Source organism: Carboxylicivirga sediminis, from assembly GCF_018156225.1.
GTDB lineage: Bacteria > Bacteroidota > Bacteroidia > Bacteroidales > Marinilabiliaceae > Carboxylicivirga > Carboxylicivirga sediminis.
Window position 1 is genome coordinate 59954 of the sequence record NZ_JAGTAR010000024.1, and the last position, 19887, is coordinate 79840.

Below are 19887 nucleotides of genomic sequence, written 5' to 3' on the forward strand. Positions count from 1 at the left end.
GTGTATTGCCCCGTTTCATGTAATCGCCTTAGGCAGGATGAAATCAGATAATTAATGAGTTTCGTTATTTACCTTCTTCTTTAAAGCCGATATACGTTCTTCCAATTGTTTGATTTCATCGCCGGTGTTATCTGCTTTTACAAGTATTTTAAGTTTTTCTTCCAGATAAACGATGTTATTAACCAGTGGCCATTGACTTACTTCAAATGCTTTTTCCATCCACTCTGCAGCCTGCATAAAGTGCTCAGATCTGGCTGCCTCATCTTGAGAGATAACGAGGGCCCAGTTGTAATACAATAAGGCATTATTTGCCACGTGATAGCCTTGTGTAATATTGTTTTGTACTTTTCTGATAAAGTCATCCCATTTTTTTTCTGTTCGATAAATATCCTCTTCCAGAAATGCCACAATTTTATCACGGTCCTTAACCCGACGTTTCTTCAGTGTTTTGCAAAGGTGAGTATAACCTTCCTGATCTACACCATTTTTACTAATCATTGTTCGGCCATGGCTAAGGTAACTCATAAATAGTTTCTGTTCGATCTCTTCTGCTGGATAACGCTCCTTAAAGTCCTTCTGGTGCTTATCAAACCAAATAAAAGCCGGAGAGTAGATGTCATCGAGATAGTTCTTAATCAAAACGTAATTAGACTCGTTTAATAGTTCACTTTTTTGGTGCTTCGTAAAATATCCATTTAACACCTGCTGAATGGTTTGCCTGTCGAAAGCCATTTTTAATGCTTCAATGTACTTTAGCATCAGTTCGTAGTTCTCAGGTGAAGCCTGATAGTTGCGTTTCAAGGCCGCTAATCCTTTTCCTTCGAGCACTACGTTTGCCAATTGCAGTAATTCATCAGTATTGGGAGCACCCACTACTTTGTGGAGCTCATTGCCTTCAGCATCCACCCAGATAAGCGTTGGGTAGGCCGCTACATTATACTGGCTTTTCAATGCGGGGCCGTCTCCCTTTTCCATATCAATTTTATAGTTGATAAAATTATTGTTGAAAAGCTGTCCCACTACTGCTTGGGTGAATACGTTTTTCGATAACATTTTACAAGGACCACACCATGATGTATAGCAATCAATGAATATGGGCTTGTTATGTTCTTTTGCCAGTTGTTTAACTTCTTCCCATTTGCCATGCGTGAATTGAATGCCCTCACTTGATTGTGCAAAGCCATTCAACAAAGCCATGCTAAAAATTACGCTTAAAATAAATCTCATATTTTACTGTTTATAACAAGCGCCTTGAATTGATATCCAAGGCGCTTGAGTGTTAAACCTATTATTAACCTATCACTAAAATCCACCCATTTTCATAGCTGGAATAGCACGACCGCCTGTGTTGCCTTCTTCTTTAGCTTTTTGAGCCTCCTTGTAGGTTTTATCAAGCAGTAAACGATGCTTTGGCACTATGTTATCGAACAAGTCGCTCATAGCCTTTGCCACTGCCAAACGCTCACCTGTTATCCCAGCCTTCTGTGCAAACCCGTAACTGTCGCGATAGGCAATTGATAAACTGAACATATCCAGTTCTTCGGCTGCCATTTGTCCAGCCACCACATCATCCATCAGCTTTAAAGCGCGTTCAAAACATGCCTTATCCTGACAATCCCTAAGTTGATTCAATAGGTTGAAACCTGATTCCGAGTAGTATCTAGGATTTGTCGCCAATCCTTTTGAGAATTTCTCTTCAACCACATCCATATAGGTGCTATAATCTTTAACCTGAATTAATAAAGCGCGATTGATATAGTCCTTAATACCCTCGATTCCTTCAAAGCCATTCGACTCCATTAATTTAATCAGCTTATCAAACTTTTTCTGGTCAAATTCGGCTTTGCTATTTACTTTGGTAAGTTTTCCGGCATAGTTGTAGTACATGCCCGATTCGAAATACTCACCTTGAAAGCCGTTGGCCTCAACGAACTTTGCCTTGTTCTTATAGAAATATGCCGCCTCTTTGCTGAATGGATCATTCACATAGCGGCTCATCAACCAAAAATATTCTTTTTTGTGCCAATCCGTCTTTGGTATCAGCTTAAGATATTGTAGTGTAACCTCTTCAGCTTTTGGATCACTGACTTTTACAAGGTAGCTCAGGTATTCTTCTGTTGTTTTTAAATCCTTCTTATTCTTTTTGTAGGCAGCGGCCAATGCTTCGGCTCGCTTAGCTTCTGCAGGTGCTCCTTTAGCTTCCTTGAGCAGTTCCTCTGCCGGACGGAAACCAACCACACGGTGCAATACTTTCTCGTTATTTGGGTCAATAAATAACATTGTTGGGAAAGCAGAAACGCCAAACTTGTTCTTCAAATCAACGCCTTCGCCTTTCTCACAATCAATTTTTACATTTATAAAGTTGGCATTAAAATAATCGCCTACCTCTTTTTGTGGAAACACCTGTTTTGCCAGCATTTTGCAGGGACCACACCAGGTTGTATGGCAATCGGCAAAAATAATTTTGTTTTCGCTTTTTGCTTTCGATACGATAGCCTCCCAACTGTCATGGGTGAATTGAATCCCCTCGTTACCTTCATTCTCAGCTTTTAATTGATTGGAAGCAATCAGCAAAAGAGAGCAAGTTGCTAATATTGAAAATAGTTTTTTCATCTTATATTTTAATTTTTCGTTGATTATTTAGATAATAGTTCGTCTAGTTTCTCATCTATCTTCTTACCTCTAAGTTGCTTTGCAACAATCTTACCTTCTTTATCCAGGATGATGATAAACGGTATGCCACTGAACTGGTAGTCTTTCATGGTTTGTTTTCCAGCATTAGGCGCTAATACCTGAGCCCATTCCATATTTTCTTCTGCCAATGCTTTATGCCAGTCGGCCTCCTTTTTATCAATGGAAACGCTCAATACTTCAACTCCCTTAGGGTGGTATTCTTCGTACACCTCCTTCAGGTGAGGAATTTCATTTCGGCACGGACCACACCAGGATGCCCAAAAATCGATGACAACAATTTTTCCTTTAAAATCCTCAGGCGAAACCATAACACCTTCAGGAGTTGGGTAAGAGAAGTGTGGGGCCACTTTTCCCAGTTTCACCTTTTCAGCAGCTGCCCGGGCTTCTTCCTTGTCTTTGATGTATTTGAACAGTGGAGGATAAGTAGGGTTAGTCTTTTCTAGAGTTGCAAGGGTTTGATCGATTATATCTTTATCGGTTTTATCGCGCAGGCGACTGATGACTGCCAATACGCTGTTTCTGTCAGCATATTGTTGAGCCAGAAAACGAAAGCGGGCCCTGTCATCATCACTGGCAACACCGTACAACTGACCAGCAATCTCGCCATACTTTTCAGGAACATCTTTGGTAGCTTTGTAGACGGTTTGTGAGAGTCCGATAATCAACTGGTACGAACGGTAATTAACAAAGTTAAGGTGGTTCATCACCTCATTTTTAGGGCCCCCATTGATGTATACGTAAGGAGGATTCTTGATTTTAATCTTGGCAGTGTCCTGGCCCCGGAAATCAATATTGAGATCTTCATCTTCGGCCCAGAAACGTACCGATTGCCATTTTTGACAGTCCAGGTTGTATTCCCCCGGCTGGCTGGTATTCATGCTGTAACTATAGCTGCCATCTTCAGCCACCTGAAATGAATCGGTCACCACTTTTTCGCCATCCCTGTATTGCGAGATGTACATCTTGAATTTATTATCAGGAAACTTTACTTTTCCTGAGATGGTAATTGTGTCTTTAGGCTGTGTATTGCACGCACTCAAAAGGATAATTACCATTGAGGCCAGTGTTAATCTAACTTTCATATGTGTTTGTTTTTTAGGTACTAATTAAACTTCTTCTCCAGGTTGTTTTGCATCAGCATCCATTCGCTGATAATCAGCTTTTCAATTTTCTTATCCTGAGTAGCATCGCCAGTGCTGAATATGCCTTCGAACTGCACATAGGCATTGTCTTCATCTCTGCCTACCAGAATACGGTACACCAAAGGCTGGTTGTAATAGTCCGATTGGGTGATGTAATAGACCATTATTCGTTCCTGGTTATCAAGAACGCTTATTTCCTGCACCCTGCGTTTATCGCCAGGTATACTGAAACTAATCTGTGCACCTTGTTTGTTACCTGAACATTTTAGGTCTTTTACTTCTTCGATTGAGGCATAAAAATCACCGGGTGATGAAATGTAAGCCCACACGTCATGAGTTGATGCCTTTAAGGTTACACCTTTAATGACTTTAGGAGCTATGCGTTTTGCGGGTTGCATTTGCGCCATTAGCTGCAGACCTGATGAAAAGGCAATAACTGCCACTACCAGGTATAATCTGATACATTTTAATTTCATTATTTACAGGATAAAATCTAGTTATAGCCTTCGTTTTGTTTTACAACACCATTACTGATTTGGACTTCACGCAATGGTATGGGGAATACCTTTTTATTATCAGGTAATTCCGGATTGTACAATGGTCTGTCGGTACGTAACTGGTCAAAACGTGAACAACCTTCAAAAGCCAGTTCTTTATTATTTTCCAACAGTACACGGTCGATGAATGCATCGTTTGATTCGAAGTCCTCGATGGTATATCCTGACTCAGTTGGATTAGCTCTTAGATGAACCTCATTCAATAAATCGATCATTTCCTGTGTCACCGTATTGGAGGTGCGACCTAAAGCCTCAGCCTTGTATAAGATAACTTCTGGCAAGCGCATTATTGTCAGATTATCCCGCCCATTTGTATTAGGGTATTTGTTCGTTACATATACCGGATTATCCTGATACTTTAATTCTCGCATTAAGCTGGTTTTTCTCAGATCGGTATCAGCGAAGGTACCTATTAGTGACTGGCTGTACCAGTAATTGTTATATGTGTAATAAATATTGTTGCCGCCGAACTGCCAGTTTCCGCCATTAGAACTCACCGGGAAACCAAACAGGTGTTCTTTAGAGAATGGAATAACAGCATCATTCGGATTCAATGGAAAGACTTTTAGTAAATCGTCTTCCAACTGGTATTCGGTGCGTGTCAATACTTTGCCGGCCCAGGTAAGCGCATTGGTGTAATCGCGCTGATACATGTACACACGTGCTAACAGTGCTTCGCATGTGGCTTTATTGGCACGGCTCACGCGTGTTTCAACAGCAGTCTGTTCACCAGGCTCGGGTAGGTCGATAATTGCATCCTCCAAATCAGCAATAATCTGATTAAATACCTCCTGGTTGCTGTTACGCGGGCGGATATCCGTATCACGGTTAAAGCCATCGTAATGCTCAAGGTAAAGTACTACACCATCTTTTTGTGGTTCATTCATGAGTGCACCATCACCATACCATCCCAGTAAACGCAGGTAGGCGTATGCTCTGATGAATTTAGCTTCTGCCATGTGCTGTAGCATCTCGTTCTGGTCGTATTTTCCTAATTCAGGTATCTTGTATAATAGGAGATTTGCCTGTACTAAAGCTGCATAATAGGCCTCGTATATTCCCTGTAGTTGTGTGTTTTCAGGTAATACGGCTCCATTATTTATCTCATCGTAGGTACGGCCGGCTGCCGAACTGTAATTACAGGTTGGCGAAGTGGCCTCAGCCATGATATAATCCTTAGTGGCCGCCGCAAATAGCATATGGTAAGTACCTGCCACTGCCGATTCAGTACTTGTGAATTTCTCAAAAACTTTATCCTCTATAATAGTATCTTCAGGAGCCAGGTCCAGTTGTTTATCACAAGCCGTCAGAAATATAGCCGCGATTAGCAATGTCTGGAAAAAATATCTTGTCTTCATATTAACTATTCTTATTGCTTGTTATTAAAAGCTGATGTCAACACCAAATTTTACACTTTTTGCCTGTGGCATGGTTAACTCGTCATAGCCACTTAACAAGGCACTGGAACCGTAGGCACTCACTTCAGGGTCGATGCCGCTGTAACCGGTGATAGTTAGCAGGTTAGTTCCTTGTACATACAGACGGATACGTTCCATGTATAATTTCTTAACCCAATTATTTTTAAATGAGTAGGCCAGGGTGATGTTTCTTAAGCGCAAGTAGGAAGCATTTTCAAGGAAGCGATCGTTAAGGCGACTGACATCATAACCACTCAAGCCGCTATTGGCCCACCTTGGATCTTTATACACTGTAGTAGCGTTATCCAGTTTGGGAACATCTGTCTGATGACCTGGTATTTTCCAGTAATCAAGCATATCTTCAGACAAGTTATTGGCATCTGTTAGTGTATAGGTCATTAAGGTAGCCTGTGTGCCATTGTAAAGCTTTTGACCGATAGAATAAGAGAAAGCAAAATTTAGTTCCCAATTCTTGTATTGAATCCGGTTGCTGAACCCCCCATAGAAGTCAGGCATGCTACTGCCGGCTGCATAGCGGTTAGCCAAAGGATTATCACTATCATATACACCCTGAGGAGGTACTTCACTTATAGAACCGTCATCATATCGCCATTGGGGGTTACCGTTCATTGGATTTACACCCACCCAGTTGTACATATAAAATTGGTTCAGGCTTTCGCCAACGACAAATACCTTGCGTTCCAGTCCTTGATTGGAGGCCATTTGATAACCTGCTTCATTCAATCGAAGTAGTTTATCCTTGATGCGGGAAATGTTAAAGGAGCCAGTCCATAACCAGTCATTTGTCTGAAGAATAGTGCCATTCACCAGTAGTTCGAGGCCTTCATTCTTCATGTCGCCTACATTCTGTTGCTGCGCACTCCATCCCATGTATAAAGGCACCAAATCGCTTGCCAATAAGTTATTAGTGCGCTTATAGAAATAGTCAAGTGTAATGTCCAGTTTGCCATTAAACAGGCTTGCATCAATTCCTAAATCCAACGAGGTGGTTGTTTCCCACTCCAGGTTAGGGTTTACAGATTGTGAATTAAATAACAGCGGAACACCATTGTACATGAGGGTACCACCATTTACTGTACGGTTGTCGCGTGTCCACTGCCCCTGGTTACCATAGTAGCCACCAAAGGAGCCGTCTAAACCTGTTAAACCATAGCTGGCTCGAAGTTTAAGGTCATCTAACCAGCCTTTGGAGCTAGCCATAAAACGTTCTTCTGACATAATCCAGCCTGCCGAGACTGATGGGAAGCCACGATAACGCTCATTCTTGCTAAAGCGTGATGAGCCATCGATGCGGTAGGTGAAACCGGCCAGGTACCGATTCTTATAGCGGTAGTTCAAACGGGTAAAGTAGGATACAACCGCCCATTCCTGTGTGATGGCATCCAGTACCCGTTTGTCGGTTGCAGACTGTATACTTTTTTCGTTATCATCGAAGAAACCGGTGCCTGTAACGCGGGTGCGGCTCTCTTCTGAGGTTTCAAAGCTTTGGCCAAGAATGGCATTTATCGTATGATCGTCTGTGATTTTTCTTAAGGTCAATACATTGTTAACAACGTATTTCAGGTTCTGGTTGGAAGCACTAGTTCCTGTTCCACCAGTGTTTTGTGGTGTAGCCCAGTTACGGTTATAAGACTTGGTATTGTATATATCAAGACCAATCTCTGATTTAAAACGTAACCATGGTAATGGCTTTAATTCAGCATAGAAATTGGAAATAACACGCGTATCTTTTACGTAATTATCCTCGTTGGCTGTTGCTACCGGATTACCCAGGTGACCGGTTATTGTATTAATGTTATTCTCCGAATCAAAGTTTAAAGGCGTGTGGTAAAAATAGCTGCCATCCTGTTTGTACACCGGAATGTTTGGTGACATCATAATCGCATCGCGGTATACGCTTTGACTGTTAAGTGCTGCATTATTAACCAGTGCAAATGATGAGTTGGTGCCGAAGTTGATCCACTCTGCCGGGCTGAAGTCAAAGTTGGTCCGCACACTGTTACGGATGAAGTCCTGGTTGATGATGTAACCTTTCTGATCGAAGTTGTTAAAGCTAATGTAGTAAGACGTATTATCCGTTCCCCCGGAAACTGATGCGCGTGTTTCTTGTGTTACTCCTGTGCGCAGTACTTCCTCAAGCCAGTTGGTATTGTAGGTTGTTGGAAACTGATCGGTATAACCTTGTGAGCGATTGAAGCGTGTATAAATATCACTGAACTCATCCGCATCCAGTAGGTCCGGCGTAGCAATGGGCTGGCTCATCTCAACCGAGTAGCCTATGTTTATCTGAGGTTTTCCTTTTTTTCCTTTTTTTGTTGTTACTAATATAACCCCTGCGGCGCCTCTTGAGCCATAAATAGCGGTAGAGAAGGCGTCTTTAAGAATCTCAATGGATTCAATATCATCCGGATTAAGAGCGGCCAGTGGGTTGCGCTCAAACTCGGGCTGCTGGCTATAACCATTTGCAACCGAATTACCACCAATCATACCTCCGGATATAGAGCCATTGCCAAAATCAATATTATTCACCGTTTTACCGGTTCCATAAACTGGTACACCATCAATAACAATCAACGGATTGCTATCGGCATTAAGAGATGATAAGCCTCTAATTGTAATGGAGGTAGCGCTACCAGGTGCACCGCTACTCAAGTTGACGTTTACCCCGGCCACTTTACCTACCAGCGCATTGTCAAAACTTGGAGCCAGTCCTGCAATGTCTTCTGCAGACACCTTCGCAACAGCACCAGTCAAATCGCGTCTTTCCTGAACACCGTAACCAACTGTAACGACCTCACCCAGCGCCACTACATCTTCTATTAGTTCTGCTTTGATGAATTCTTGTCCATCATAAATAATATTGATGTCTTTGCAGCCAATACAAGTGATGCAGATGGTTTGTCCTTCAACTACCTGGAGCATATTAAACTCGCCATCCATATTGGATACATCGCCTCGCATGGTTTCTTTTACATAGACATTAGCTCCCGGAATTGGTTCGCCCGTTTTAGCGTCAACAATGAGTCCTTTCACGGTTGCCGGTTGCAAGCTCGAAGCCTTAATTTTATCCTGGGCAACCAGGGAGGAGATTGTTAATAGCCATAGGCCAATTATATATATTGCTTTGTGCATGGTAGTAGATTTTTTACCTGGCAATAGCTTGATAGGCAGATGATTTTTTTAGTTTAGTTATGCAAAAAAATTAATAAAGTAAAGAGTGCCTGCTATTCTAACCAGGCACTCCATACCTGCTATAGTTTATTTAATTTACCACTCCAAACATCCAGTAATTGTGTGATTGTTTCTCCATCAGGCTCGCTGGCACCTTCAGATGTGGTTGGAGTTGATGTGTATCCACCAACAATCCATACTTTGTTGTCTGCATCAAGGTAAGCCGAGTGTCCGGCACGGGCTGTAAATTCAGCTGGCAGTAATGCATCTTCATCAGGAGTTGTCCAGTTGATACCATCTGTAGATACCAATACCTCGTTAGAGCATACGCCTAAAGCAGTCTGTCCGCCAAATAGCCAAATTTTACCATCATATGAAATAGCTGCTGCTCCCATACGAGGGCTTATGCCAACTGGTGTACTTTTTGTCCATGTTGTTCCATCTGTACTGCTCCAAACATCACCTGATATGTAACCTCCCTGCAATTGTCCGCCAATCATAAACATGGTACCTTCGTGCACAATGTTAGCAGCGTAACGGCGAGGCGCTTCTTCTGGAAGATCTGTTTCTGTCCAAGTGGTCAGGTCTGTGCTTGTTCTCACTTTATTCGATAAAGATTGCGGACCGAAGAAATCAGAACCTTCGCCTTTCGTTCCTGAAATGGAGCCATAGAATGTAGTTTGACCTCCTACAACCCATAGAGCATTGTTATGAACAAAGTTCTCTGTTGTAACAGCGGCAGTGGTATAGCCGTTTTCTAGTTTAGTAAATGTTTCGCCATCGGTGCTTTCCCAAACTTCGGCTAAATCCTCAGGAGCCCAGCCACCATCTGCAATAGCAGCATAACCTGTAATGTAAAGCTTGTCATTAAATACAGAAAATGTATAGTAGGCGCCGCTTGCTCCACCCGGGAAGTTTGTGTCCAGAGTTATTTCTGTCCAGCTTTTGCCGTCGGCTGATTTAAACAGTTTTGATGTACTGGAATAACCACCGTTACTAAATACAGCCAAGTGCTTGTCTTTATAAAAGATAGCTTGAGAGGCATTATAACCCATGTCAGTAATAGCAGGATTTTCTTTTACCCAACTAACACCTTCCGGATTAACTTGTGAGACCTTTACGGTTACCTGGTAAGTAATTTGTGTAACGCCATCTTCAGCTGTTACAACATAGTTTACCGGTGAACTGAAGTTGTTGGCTGTAACACCAGATAACTGTTCGTTTCCAACAACGGTCACAACGGTTTTATCGATGGCTTCGAATTCAGCTACCAAAGCCGATACGTCGGCCATGTATGGTAGTTCATCGGCATTGGTAATCGTATAATTGGTCTGATCAATATTAAATTCAATGTTTTCGAGTCCAGGAATGTTACTGTCAGCCATGAAACTAAAGGCTGTTAATCCTGTTAATGATGATTTTGGTGCATCGTCTTCGCATGCGGTAAACACCAAGGCAACAGGCAATACGAATCCCATTACAAATTTGAGAAGATTTGTTTTCATACAATTAAGTTTTAATAAATTATGGAAGTAATAAGCAGAGTGATTAAGGGATTGTTGTCTGCCAATTACCATCCGTTAGCATTAAATAATTACGGATTGTTCACTTCATGCAGGGATACATTTATCCCATTACGACTAACATTGTTAATCATTTACTTCATCAACACCTACTGTTGGCCAGTCAATAGGAGGCGGTGAATTATTTATTGAGATTTAGTTACTTATGAAAATATGACTGTAATCTTTCGCTTTGTTTCCTTTATGTCTTTAACCTGATTGCTAAAAATTGTATTTATTAAATCCTTTGCTGAGGGGTTATCAAAACTTCCCGAATAGTTTTGATAAGGATTCATTTCCCCTTTAAATTCAACACTTTTACCATACCATTCCGAGATTTTAAAGGCTAACTCATGTTGTTTCAGGTTGCTGAAACAAAATACCTTATCTTTCCAACTAAACACCTCGCAATAGCTGTTTACTTTCGTTTTGGCTACCTCATCAGCTGATGAATAGGTGGCACGTTGCCCACCTGATACTTTGGTGCTCTCGGCAAAAGGAGTAGCACTTTTCTCGCCAATTTTAGCGGCAGGCGTTAATTTAAACATTGGAATTATAACCTTTTTGTACACTGTATCTACAATGGTTGCTTCGCCTTCTTCAACAGCCACATCAAACTGATCATTTTTGCCATTCACGGCCAGTTTGCCCTTGCTTGCTATCGCACATCGTTTACCTGCATTAACAATAACCGGCATATTATTGACCTGATCATTGATTTCAATATACGCTTTGCCATTGAGCAGCAACTCACGGTTGCTCTGGCTATATCCATCATTATAGCTTATTTCACTTCCTCTCGACAGAAACACTTTACTACCATCAGGCAGGTAAAAAGATGTTACAACATCATTACCTTTAACCGTATGTACAAAGCCATTGCCCAATTCATCTTCACCAAGTTTTCCAAGTGCCAGCGGAATTAAAACAATTAGCACCAGTACAGCTGCGACTCTGATGAGCTTTCCAATTGTAAACGACGCATTGGATGAAGACCTTGTCATAGTAGTTTTACCCTTCACCTTATTCCATACACTGCTTTTTCTGAGTAACTTCTGTTGGCGCCCCAGAATATGTATTGTCTGGCGATAGACGATGGCATTTTCATCACTTTCAGCAATCCAGTCGAATAACTGTTGCGTTTCGGCTGGCGTCAGTTCACCGGCTAATTTTCGGCTGATTAGTTGTTCTATGTTTGCTTTGTTCAGTGTCATTTTCTTCTATCTGATTATAAAGACTCATTAAGCTGAGTGTTCCGTTACTGGTTTGATTGTTTTTTTGAAAAAAATTTCTTTCAGTCTTATAGATAGCTCTTTAGAGGTGTAAAAAAAGTATTAAAAGCTTCAATCCATAATTTTTGATCACCTCTAAAATCCGTTTAGTAGCCTTCTTGAGATGTACATCGAGAGTGTTTTCAGAGATAAATAATTTTTTGGCCGCTTCTTTGTATTTTAATCCTTCTTCTCGAACCAGCAGAAAAGCTTCCTTGCATTTAGGTGGTAATTCTGCTATCACGTCTTCCACTTTAGCGGTCAGTTCATCTATTTCAATCTGAAAATGCGGATCATTTTCTCTGTTTGCAATCTGATTAAAACTATTTTCTATCGAGAGAGTATCAATTTTCTTTTTGCGAAGGTAGTTGAGACATTGATTTTTGAGCGAGATAAACAGGTAGCTCTTAAAATTAGATATGCCTTCCAGCGTTTGCCGATTTGTCCATAATTTAGCAAATACATCACTAATTACTTCTTCAGCATCCTGAAAATTACAGTAAAGACTAGTCACATCAAATGCATAGTCATAGTATTTATCAAACAGTTGATTAAAAGCATACTGACTATCATCCAATATTTGCCTGATGAGCAAATCGTCCGATTGTTTTCCGAAATTTTCCATGATTAAGTGGGCGCAATATAATGATTTTTAGTCATCAACCAGAAGCGCTATCCTCAAATTATAATCCGGAAAGACAAATGAAAAGGGATTCAAAAAACTTAAATCCCTTCCTGTTATCTTCAGTATTTAGTGTGGTTTTGGCATCAGCGATACTGTTCTATAAAATCAACTACCAGCTGATAGATGCCTTCAAAAACTGGATATTCCAGTTTTTCGGGCGTATCTAAAGGCTCGTGGTAATAGTCATTACCGCCCGCTGTCCAGAAGAACAACGCTGGGATACCTGCATCATGAAAATGGTAATGATCAGAAGTGGCCTCGTAGCCAGTGGGTTTTAGTTGTTCAATGTATTCACCTGCCGTGTTTAAGGTAATAAACTGCTTTTTAATCGAAGGGTATAGCTCCGCATGTATCAGCTCGGTCCAGTCAGTGCCCGATGCCACCATGTCGAAGTTAATAACCAGTTTGGTTTTTTCAAGTGGATAGACCGGATTAGCCACGTAATACTCTGAGCCGTAAAAACTGGCCTCTTCAGCAGTAAAAAAGATAAGCTGAATGCTGTAATGGGGAGGATGCTGCTTAAAGTGTCTGGCCAGTTCGAGCAACATGGCTACCCCGCTGGCATTATCATTGGCACCTGCATAAACCGCTTCTCCAAATGTACCCAGGTGATCGTAATGGGCAATTAGCGCCACGCAGGTATCCGTTTGTCCCTGGATGAAGCCGCTAACGTTTTGAGTCTGGTAATCGTGGATAAACTGATTCTCCAAATCGATAGTGATGGAATCGATTGATGGCTTTAGCCACTCTTCCCTGACACGTAAAGTACAGTACTCATTGACATATCGACGGGCTGAGTATTTAGGTGATTCAACACAGTCGATAATACCCTTTACCATTAGCCGCTTGGACGTAAACAGGTTGCGGGCGAAGTAATGCAGTTGCTCATTGGCTGTGACAGTTGTATCGAAGCAGATGAAGGTGTTTTCGAGATCTGATGCCAGCAATGAATTGAGCTGTTGCTTGCTGGTAAGCATGTTGGAGTTGATCCATTGTAAAGGGTAGGTACCTTTAACACCTGGCGAGTTGGGATATGCTACCCAATCGATTCCATTTTGTAACTGATGGCCGTCAATTGATAAGACCGGAGTACCCACATAGGTATTTATATCCATTGGAAAATGCTGGTAATAGGAATCACCAACAGGGTTAATCCGCATCTTTGTCAAGCATCTTGCAATATAATCAGCCGCCAGGCTATCGCCTTTATGGGTATAGCCTCTTCCATAGTAAGCCGGAGAACTCAGTTCTTCAACCACTTTTTTTACACGTTGCATGCTTTGGCTCATTGCACTAAAAGACAAGGCCATGAGCAGCCATGCACCAATAATTATTCGTTTCATTTTTTGATTTACTTTAACTTGTTTTGCCGGGCGGCAAAGTAATAGCATGCTTTTGAACTATTCAATAACAATTGTTAGGAAAAGAGATATAATTCCGCGTGTATTGGGCAGAATTGGTTTTGATTGTATCATTACCTTCTGGGCATAGAGGTAATTAACATAGCCCGCATGATGGAGGTTATGGAGCATCTTTCTGGTCATATCTTTTGTTTCACTGAGGTAATCTTTAGCCTGCAAGCTTGAAATCAACAGCGAATCGTTTTACCTTCTGTTTGTTTTGTTCTAAGTATTAATGTGTTTCATGTCTTTGTTGATAAAAATACCAATTTTACTGGTCTGTCTGTTTGCTGTTGGCCTGCCGCTCTGTTCCCAATCTACCGATACCAGTCGTGTTATTGTTGAAGATGGATGGATTGAAAAGATGAGCAATAAGGTGGCCTTTGAGTTCTCTTTCAATAATTCTTATAACATTTTGAAGGTGCAAACCGCCACCAATGATATCATCCTTTATCCCAATACGCCCAATCACCTGCGGCTTAAGCTGAACTATGAATTCATCTCATTGGGGATTCAGTTTGCCCCTGATTTCCTGCCAGGTAATGGTGATAGAGATTTAAAAGGCGATACCAGGTCTTTTGAAATAGGCACTGGTTTGCTCTTTAAACACTGGTTTGCCGAACTGCTTTATGCACGGATTAAAGGCTTTTACCTGAAGAATACGGCTGACTTTGTTTTATGGCACGAGGGGCAGCCTTACATTCAATTTCCAGATTTGGAATATCAAAGCTTTGTGGTTCGGACAGGTTACCTCTCCAATTCAAGGTTCTCGTTTAAGAGCCTGACCACACAGACGGAACGTCAGTTGAAGAGTGTTGGCAGTTTTATGCCCGTTTTATCATTCAATTATCTGGTAGTTAATGATCGCTCGGCACAATATAATACACAAAAATCAACTAATGTTGAGGCTAATATGGGGCCCGGTTATGCCTATACTTTTGTGGTAAACGAGCAATTTTACATGTCTTTGGCAGGTTTTACCACCTTTGGCTATTTAAACACTAAGCTGCTCACCCGCTTACCCGATGGCACCGTCACCACCTGGCAGGATAATTTTATATGGCGCTGGGATGGAAGAGCTGGCATTGGCTATAACGGCGACCGCTTTTATGCCGGTTTATATACCAATGTGTCGGGTGCCAGGTATAAGCAGGAACATACGACTGTTCATAATTTCGATACAAGGGTGTTTTATCACCTGTTTATAGGTATGCGCTTTGAAGCACCTGACTTCCTGGAGAAGAGTTTTCGGCGAATTAGAAAGTAAACCTTGTCGGGGGAACGAGCTATCCATCGTAATTTGATATGGAGTTACTATGCGTGAATCTTTCCCTTGCTGGCACCAGCTATGGCCCCCACAAACGAAAGCAAGAAACCTATACCAAGCATTATCCATACCAGCTGTGAGCGCGTCCAGAATGGCATGTCAAAGATAAATGAGGTAATGATAAAGGTGTTGCAGATTAAAGGTGTATACCAAACGCTCCCGGGATAGGTTTTACAAATATAAAAGCAGGCCACCGCAAAAAATACCACCAACAGCAGTGAAATAGATAACAGGTAAAGTGATGACAAGTTCCGGGCCCCTGTTTCGTCGAACAGTAATATTAGAAATAGCCATGAGGCAAAGGCAACCATCAAGGATAGCGCCCATGCCGGAATCCCTTCTAAACGCGATTTTTTGATTCTAGGAACCATAGTTAGATGTTGTAGCGTTAATAACTGTCTGCCTGGGGCGAGTCATCTTTGACACTTTATGCAAAAGTTGAGTGTCGATTAAAAATAGCGGTACAAGTACGCTTGAGTAAGCAAGGAAGTCCCACAGGTCAAAGGTGGAGCTATACAGGTTTAAATACTGCATGAATTCAATGCCAAAGCAGGCTGTTATAAGTATCATCAATGTACGGACAGGGGTGAAAAAGCGTGTCCATATATTATCCGCTTTGCTAGTATATAAGCCCCGGAATAAAATATATACCCAAGCCGGCCCCACCATATCCAGCAGGTATCCACTTGCAAAGTCACCAAAGTCAAACCAAAGAGTTGAAAGACCTGCTATCAGCAAAAGGACCAGAATAGCGGCCCAATAGGGAGCATATTTATCATGCACGCTGTTTGTGATGTTTTGAATCATGATGCAGATAATTAAATGATACCATTAAAATTTACGGCTATTCTGGCTGATACACAACGTAAGTTGGTAACATTTAATCTAATTAGTTAAGATGTATAACAGGTATTAAGGTCATCGGCAGGCCGGTTGGAACCATTAATTACTGGAAGGACATCGAAAATACAGGAAGGCCCTGCTATTTTCTTAGCAGGACGATGAAAATACGGGAAGGGCATCGTGTTTTTCCGGAAGGCCATAGAAAATATGGGAAGGCTCTAAAAAATATCATATTTACGTGGGCCTTCCGTTCTTTTTGCTCTTCGCAAAGTAGCTGGACATATAAAGTTTGCGTTTTCGGCTGTTATGGTAAAAGGCATATTTGCCACAGGTGCGAATCTCGGTCATTTTCTCATATAAAAGGGTATAGGTTCTGTTGCGCCATTGTAAAGCGTCTTTTCCCGAGGGGGAAGCATTGTGGTTTTTGGCCAGATGTTCTGTCAGTTGGTTCGCCAACATCCGGGCTCTCGTGCTTTGGTTCGTGTCGAAGTTAATGCCTGACAGAACCGTGCCATGCTTATCAGCAATATTAGCCAGTTCCAGCAGGTGGATGTTTAGTTGGTTGTTTTTATTACTGTGGCTGATGGGCTTCAGCTGTTTTAAAATAGCCGGATGGTGATGAAAGGCATAATAGTAGTGGCGCAGCAACTCTTTTTTTAAGGCGATAGCTTCCTGTTTCATGGCGAGCCATTGTTTTGTTTGAGGTGATTGGCCTCTTGTGCTTTGCCATTGAGCCTGATAGTGCCGCAGCAGCTCACTCAAGGGCTTCAGGTCCATGGCGTGTTGCCAGTTAAGACCTGCTTTTACCAGCTGCTCTTTGTCCTTAAGACAGGTAACGGCCAGTGCTTCGGCCTCAATACAAAGGTGCTTAACAGGAATTTTGGGCTTTTTAATCTCTTCCTGTGGAATGTTGGCCAGTATGGGCTGCCATTGTTCGATAAAACTTTCTATTGACATGGGGTAGGGGTTAATAAGCTGTTATAGTACAGGTAATTTATTTCGCTCTTAGGTTATTAGATCACTTCATCATCGCCAGCATGTTTTACTTCATTAAATGCCTCCGTTAAATCTATACCGGCAAGGTCATCCTTACATGCCTTCTCCACAGTTAACGTTCTTCCCGCTTTATTGGCTATAATAATACCATGAACTAAATTCTCAATATTTCCACCAGCCAGATAATGGGCTTCTAGTACCTTTCTATCGATGCTCTTTAAGCCAGCTTTGTTGAATTCAATCAATGACTTAACGATTAATGCAGGTGGTACGTTTCTAAAACGCATGAAAGTTAGCGTCAACAGATTAATTTTTACGCCGGATAATCGTGCCACAAACAAAAGCAAAATAGGTACGTAATAAAGGATGAAAAGAAGTACAACTATAATCAGTATGGTTATGAGGGTAGTATTCATTTTTACTTATTTATTAATCATTATTTATTCACCATTGATTACTTTATTATTTCAATATTGAACAGCTTTATTTTATAGCCCTGTTATTGAAATCTTTAGCTAATATGTGACGAACTTTTGCTTTGAGGCTTATTACGTTAAATTCTTACTCTTTTATCATTTTGTATCTTACGTCTGCTTTGTCCAGTTTCCACTCGTCATTTAGTTTTAAACGCCAGCCGCGGCCAACAATTAGAGTATCCGTTATTATCTCAGGATATGATATGGTGACTTTATCCCATGAAGGACTCACTAAAGCACCACAGCTATCCACCTCCAGGATGCCCCAGTTATCTGTAATGCGCAGATTTGGGTAAACTGTTCCCAGGGAATCCAGGGGCATAATGTTGGAAGGATTAAATCCGATGCTCATCTTTTCCAGACCTATCACCACCACACTATCACTTAAAAAGGTAGTTCTATAACTACGTTTTTGTAGTTCTTTTTTTATCTCCCGTTGTGTTTCTAGGTCAATGATTGAATCAATCCCATAATCAGTGCCAAGTTGCATGATGGCCTCCTTCGTTAATACCTGTTGTGGCACTTCAAAAAACGCAAACAGATATTCACTTAGATTGGTGTCTTTAGTTATTTGCCGATTCCAGCCTTCATCTGTTTGATGCATCAAATAGCCATATACAGGTGTTGTGAAATAGGCGAACGAGCGAACAAAGGTAGGTAAGGTATAAAACCAATCAATCTGTGATGTATAGTGTTCTTTTAGTTCCGAATCGCTTCTTTGACTCAGGATGGAGCCGGTATATTCTGCCAGGCCTTCCAGTATTTCTAATGAATTCTCTGCTTTTGGGGCTTCCGGAAAGAGTTGGTAACGGTACTGCCTGAACAGCAAAGCATTTTTAATGTGCGTAGCCGGATGGCTCGTGTTTAATGCTCTCTTAAGCGCTTCAATCTCAAGTTTTAAATAGATGCGTCCGTCTTTTGTATCCAAATGGACACTTGGCACTTCATAAATTGAATCAAAACCTACTATGGGCTGAATCCTGTGAAATGATTCGTGAATCAGCAGGCTCAAACGTTCTGCATTTGTTTCGGGTAACGGCAATGCCACCATGGTCCATTGCTTACCATTCCAATCAAAGGCTGTGTTGGCAATGTTAATATTCTCAGGCAGCTTACCAACATACAACGCGCCTTGTTTGCTTAATTCATTGGTGTCATCCTTTTCATTGGCAATAATCACTCTCGACTCGCGGTTTACCAGCATTAAAGGCCCTTGTAGTGAGTGGTTCCAGGTTTGACCATTTTCAGTTTTAAGAACTTCATTTAGCTTACTAAATGCTAAGGTGGCTTGTTTCCAATCGCTTTGAGAAACCACTGTGTTTTGTTTCTTGCTGCTACATCCACAGAGGATGATTAACGTTAGGATGATAATGGATATTTTCATAGTTTTGGGATTTATAAAGGGAGCCGTATTAGTCGAAGCCATTGTTAGTTACAAACTAACTGCTATCTCGAACGAAGTCACAAACGTCGCTCAGCGGGGGCCCTATTTCGGCGTGTTGCAACTGTTTTTTCTTTCGTTATTTTATTTGTGGTGTCTTTTGCTAATTTGTTTAATGAGTTCCAGTCAGGTGTTTTTTGAAATTCTTCAATGTCTAAAAAAACTCCTTTATACTTGTTCTCTATGTTGCTAATCTGCATGTCAAATTCTGATAGAAAGTCAATTTCTTTCGAACTAAATGATTCTCTAATAACTTCAGAATCTGCCATTGAATAGTCACACCAGTAATCAAATAGTTCTCTTGTTATTTCGTCTCTGGGTATTGTCTTTTGCAATTCTAATTGGTCTGTTTTTGAAGCCCATAACTTTAGCACGTTGATAACATTGGCTCTCGTTAATTCTATAAATTCAGAATAGGTAATACTATAATCTTCGCTTTGGGATTCAGTAGGTTTATTAATTTCATTCTTTAATGGTCTTTTCTTAATTTTTACTTGATAGAAATAAAAAGGCGAATAAATGACACTTAAAAACAGTAATGGTATCAATGACTTGGAATAACGGTCGTATTTTAATAGAAACCAGATGCAGTATCCCCAGTGAAAAAAAACCAGATAATTCAAAATTGTATAAGTAATATTAAATGGGTTTAATCCGTTTTTGTAAGTCACATAATCCATGAAATTGGGCATATTCATAAATAATATTGGTATCCCAAAGAACATAAAGACATCGAATATAATAGTAACCCAAAATGAAATGTATGCTATTTTATCAATCAGTTTCATAAGATTATACGTCAATTTTTATATGTTTGAAACGGTGGCTAGATGAAGCGTAAGTGAATATTAACCAAATTACTTTTTAGAACTTCACGAAGCCA

17 protein-coding genes are annotated in these 19887 nt (G+C 41.0%); 1 reads left to right on the top strand and 16 read right to left on the bottom strand.

The window, feature by feature from the left end:
- Window positions 1–51: 51 nt before the first annotated feature.
- The 10 genes from KDU71_RS15165 to KDU71_RS15210 form a co-directional block, all read right to left on the bottom strand.
- On the bottom strand, window positions 52–1227 hold the full coding sequence (locus KDU71_RS15165; RefSeq protein ID WP_212191938.1) for a thioredoxin family protein: 1176 nt from the start codon (window positions 1225–1227) through the stop codon (window positions 52–54).
- A 75-nt stretch (window positions 1228–1302) separates the two neighbouring features.
- Complete coding sequence (locus KDU71_RS15170; protein ID WP_212191939.1) at window positions 1303–2613, bottom strand: thioredoxin family protein; 1311 nt, start codon at window positions 2611–2613, stop codon at window positions 1303–1305.
- Window positions 2614–2636: 23 nt separating this feature from the next.
- Window positions 2637–3776 carry a TlpA family protein disulfide reductase gene (locus tag KDU71_RS15175; protein WP_212191940.1) on the bottom strand — a complete coding sequence of 380 codons (1140 nt, stop codon included), beginning with the start codon at window positions 3774–3776 and terminating at the stop codon, window positions 2637–2639.
- 20 nt (window positions 3777–3796) lie between these two features.
- Window positions 3797–4312, bottom strand: a complete 516-nt coding sequence (locus KDU71_RS15180; protein WP_212191941.1) for a hypothetical protein — start codon at window positions 4310–4312, stop codon at window positions 3797–3799.
- A gap of 17 nt (window positions 4313–4329) precedes the next feature.
- The gene (locus tag KDU71_RS15185; protein WP_212191942.1) at window positions 4330–5751 is read right to left on the bottom strand and encodes a RagB/SusD family nutrient uptake outer membrane protein; all 1422 of its coding nucleotides are present in this window, start codon (window positions 5749–5751) and stop codon (window positions 4330–4332) included.
- Between the two features lie 24 nt (window positions 5752–5775).
- Entirely contained in the window at window positions 5776–8964 is a 3189-nt protein-coding gene (locus tag KDU71_RS15190) for a SusC/RagA family TonB-linked outer membrane protein (protein WP_212191943.1), read from the bottom strand.
- A 119-nt stretch (window positions 8965–9083) separates the two neighbouring features.
- The gene (locus tag KDU71_RS15195) at window positions 9084–10508 is read right to left on the bottom strand and encodes a DUF6242 domain-containing protein (RefSeq protein WP_212191944.1); all 1425 of its coding nucleotides are present in this window, start codon (window positions 10506–10508) and stop codon (window positions 9084–9086) included.
- Window positions 10509–10729: 221 nt separating this feature from the next.
- Window positions 10730–11779 (bottom strand): FecR family protein, encoded by a 1050-nt coding sequence (locus KDU71_RS15200; protein ID WP_212191945.1) that lies wholly within the window; start codon window positions 11777–11779, stop codon window positions 10730–10732.
- 100 nt (window positions 11780–11879) lie between these two features.
- Entirely contained in the window at window positions 11880–12461 is a 582-nt protein-coding gene (locus KDU71_RS15205) for an RNA polymerase sigma factor (RefSeq protein WP_212191946.1), read from the bottom strand.
- Between the two features lie 143 nt (window positions 12462–12604).
- Window positions 12605–13864, bottom strand: a complete 1260-nt coding sequence (locus tag KDU71_RS15210) for a M28 family metallopeptidase (RefSeq protein WP_212191947.1) — start codon at window positions 13862–13864, stop codon at window positions 12605–12607.
- Between the two features lie 301 nt (window positions 13865–14165).
- On the opposite strand from KDU71_RS15210, the gene KDU71_RS15215 reads away from it, so the two are divergent.
- Window positions 14166–15188 (top strand): DUF4421 family protein, encoded by a 1023-nt coding sequence (locus KDU71_RS15215; protein WP_212191948.1) that lies wholly within the window; start codon window positions 14166–14168, stop codon window positions 15186–15188.
- Between the two features lie 47 nt (window positions 15189–15235).
- Here the strand turns inward: KDU71_RS15215 and KDU71_RS15220 are convergent, their stop codons facing one another.
- The 6 genes from KDU71_RS15220 to KDU71_RS15245 form a co-directional block, all read right to left on the bottom strand.
- Entirely contained in the window at window positions 15236–15619 is a 384-nt protein-coding gene (locus KDU71_RS15220) for a hypothetical protein (RefSeq protein WP_212191949.1), read from the bottom strand.
- Window positions 15609–16055, bottom strand: a complete 447-nt coding sequence (locus KDU71_RS15225; protein ID WP_212191950.1) for a hypothetical protein — start codon at window positions 16053–16055, stop codon at window positions 15609–15611. The genes KDU71_RS15220 and KDU71_RS15225 overlap by 11 nt, the downstream gene beginning before the upstream one ends.
- A gap of 270 nt (window positions 16056–16325) precedes the next feature.
- Complete coding sequence (locus KDU71_RS15230; RefSeq protein WP_212191951.1) at window positions 16326–17048, bottom strand: hypothetical protein; 723 nt, start codon at window positions 17046–17048, stop codon at window positions 16326–16328.
- Between the two features lie 56 nt (window positions 17049–17104).
- The gene (locus tag KDU71_RS15235; protein ID WP_212191952.1) at window positions 17105–17503 is read right to left on the bottom strand and encodes a flotillin-like FloA family protein; all 399 of its coding nucleotides are present in this window, start codon (window positions 17501–17503) and stop codon (window positions 17105–17107) included.
- Window positions 17504–17648: 145 nt separating this feature from the next.
- Window positions 17649–18947, bottom strand: coding sequence for a hypothetical protein (locus KDU71_RS15240; protein WP_212191953.1), 1299 nt, complete (start codon window positions 18945–18947; stop codon window positions 17649–17651).
- 77 nt (window positions 18948–19024) lie between these two features.
- Window positions 19025–19792 (bottom strand): hypothetical protein, encoded by a 768-nt coding sequence (locus tag KDU71_RS15245; RefSeq protein ID WP_212191954.1) that lies wholly within the window; start codon window positions 19790–19792, stop codon window positions 19025–19027.
- Between the last annotated feature and the right edge of the window lie 95 nt (window positions 19793–19887).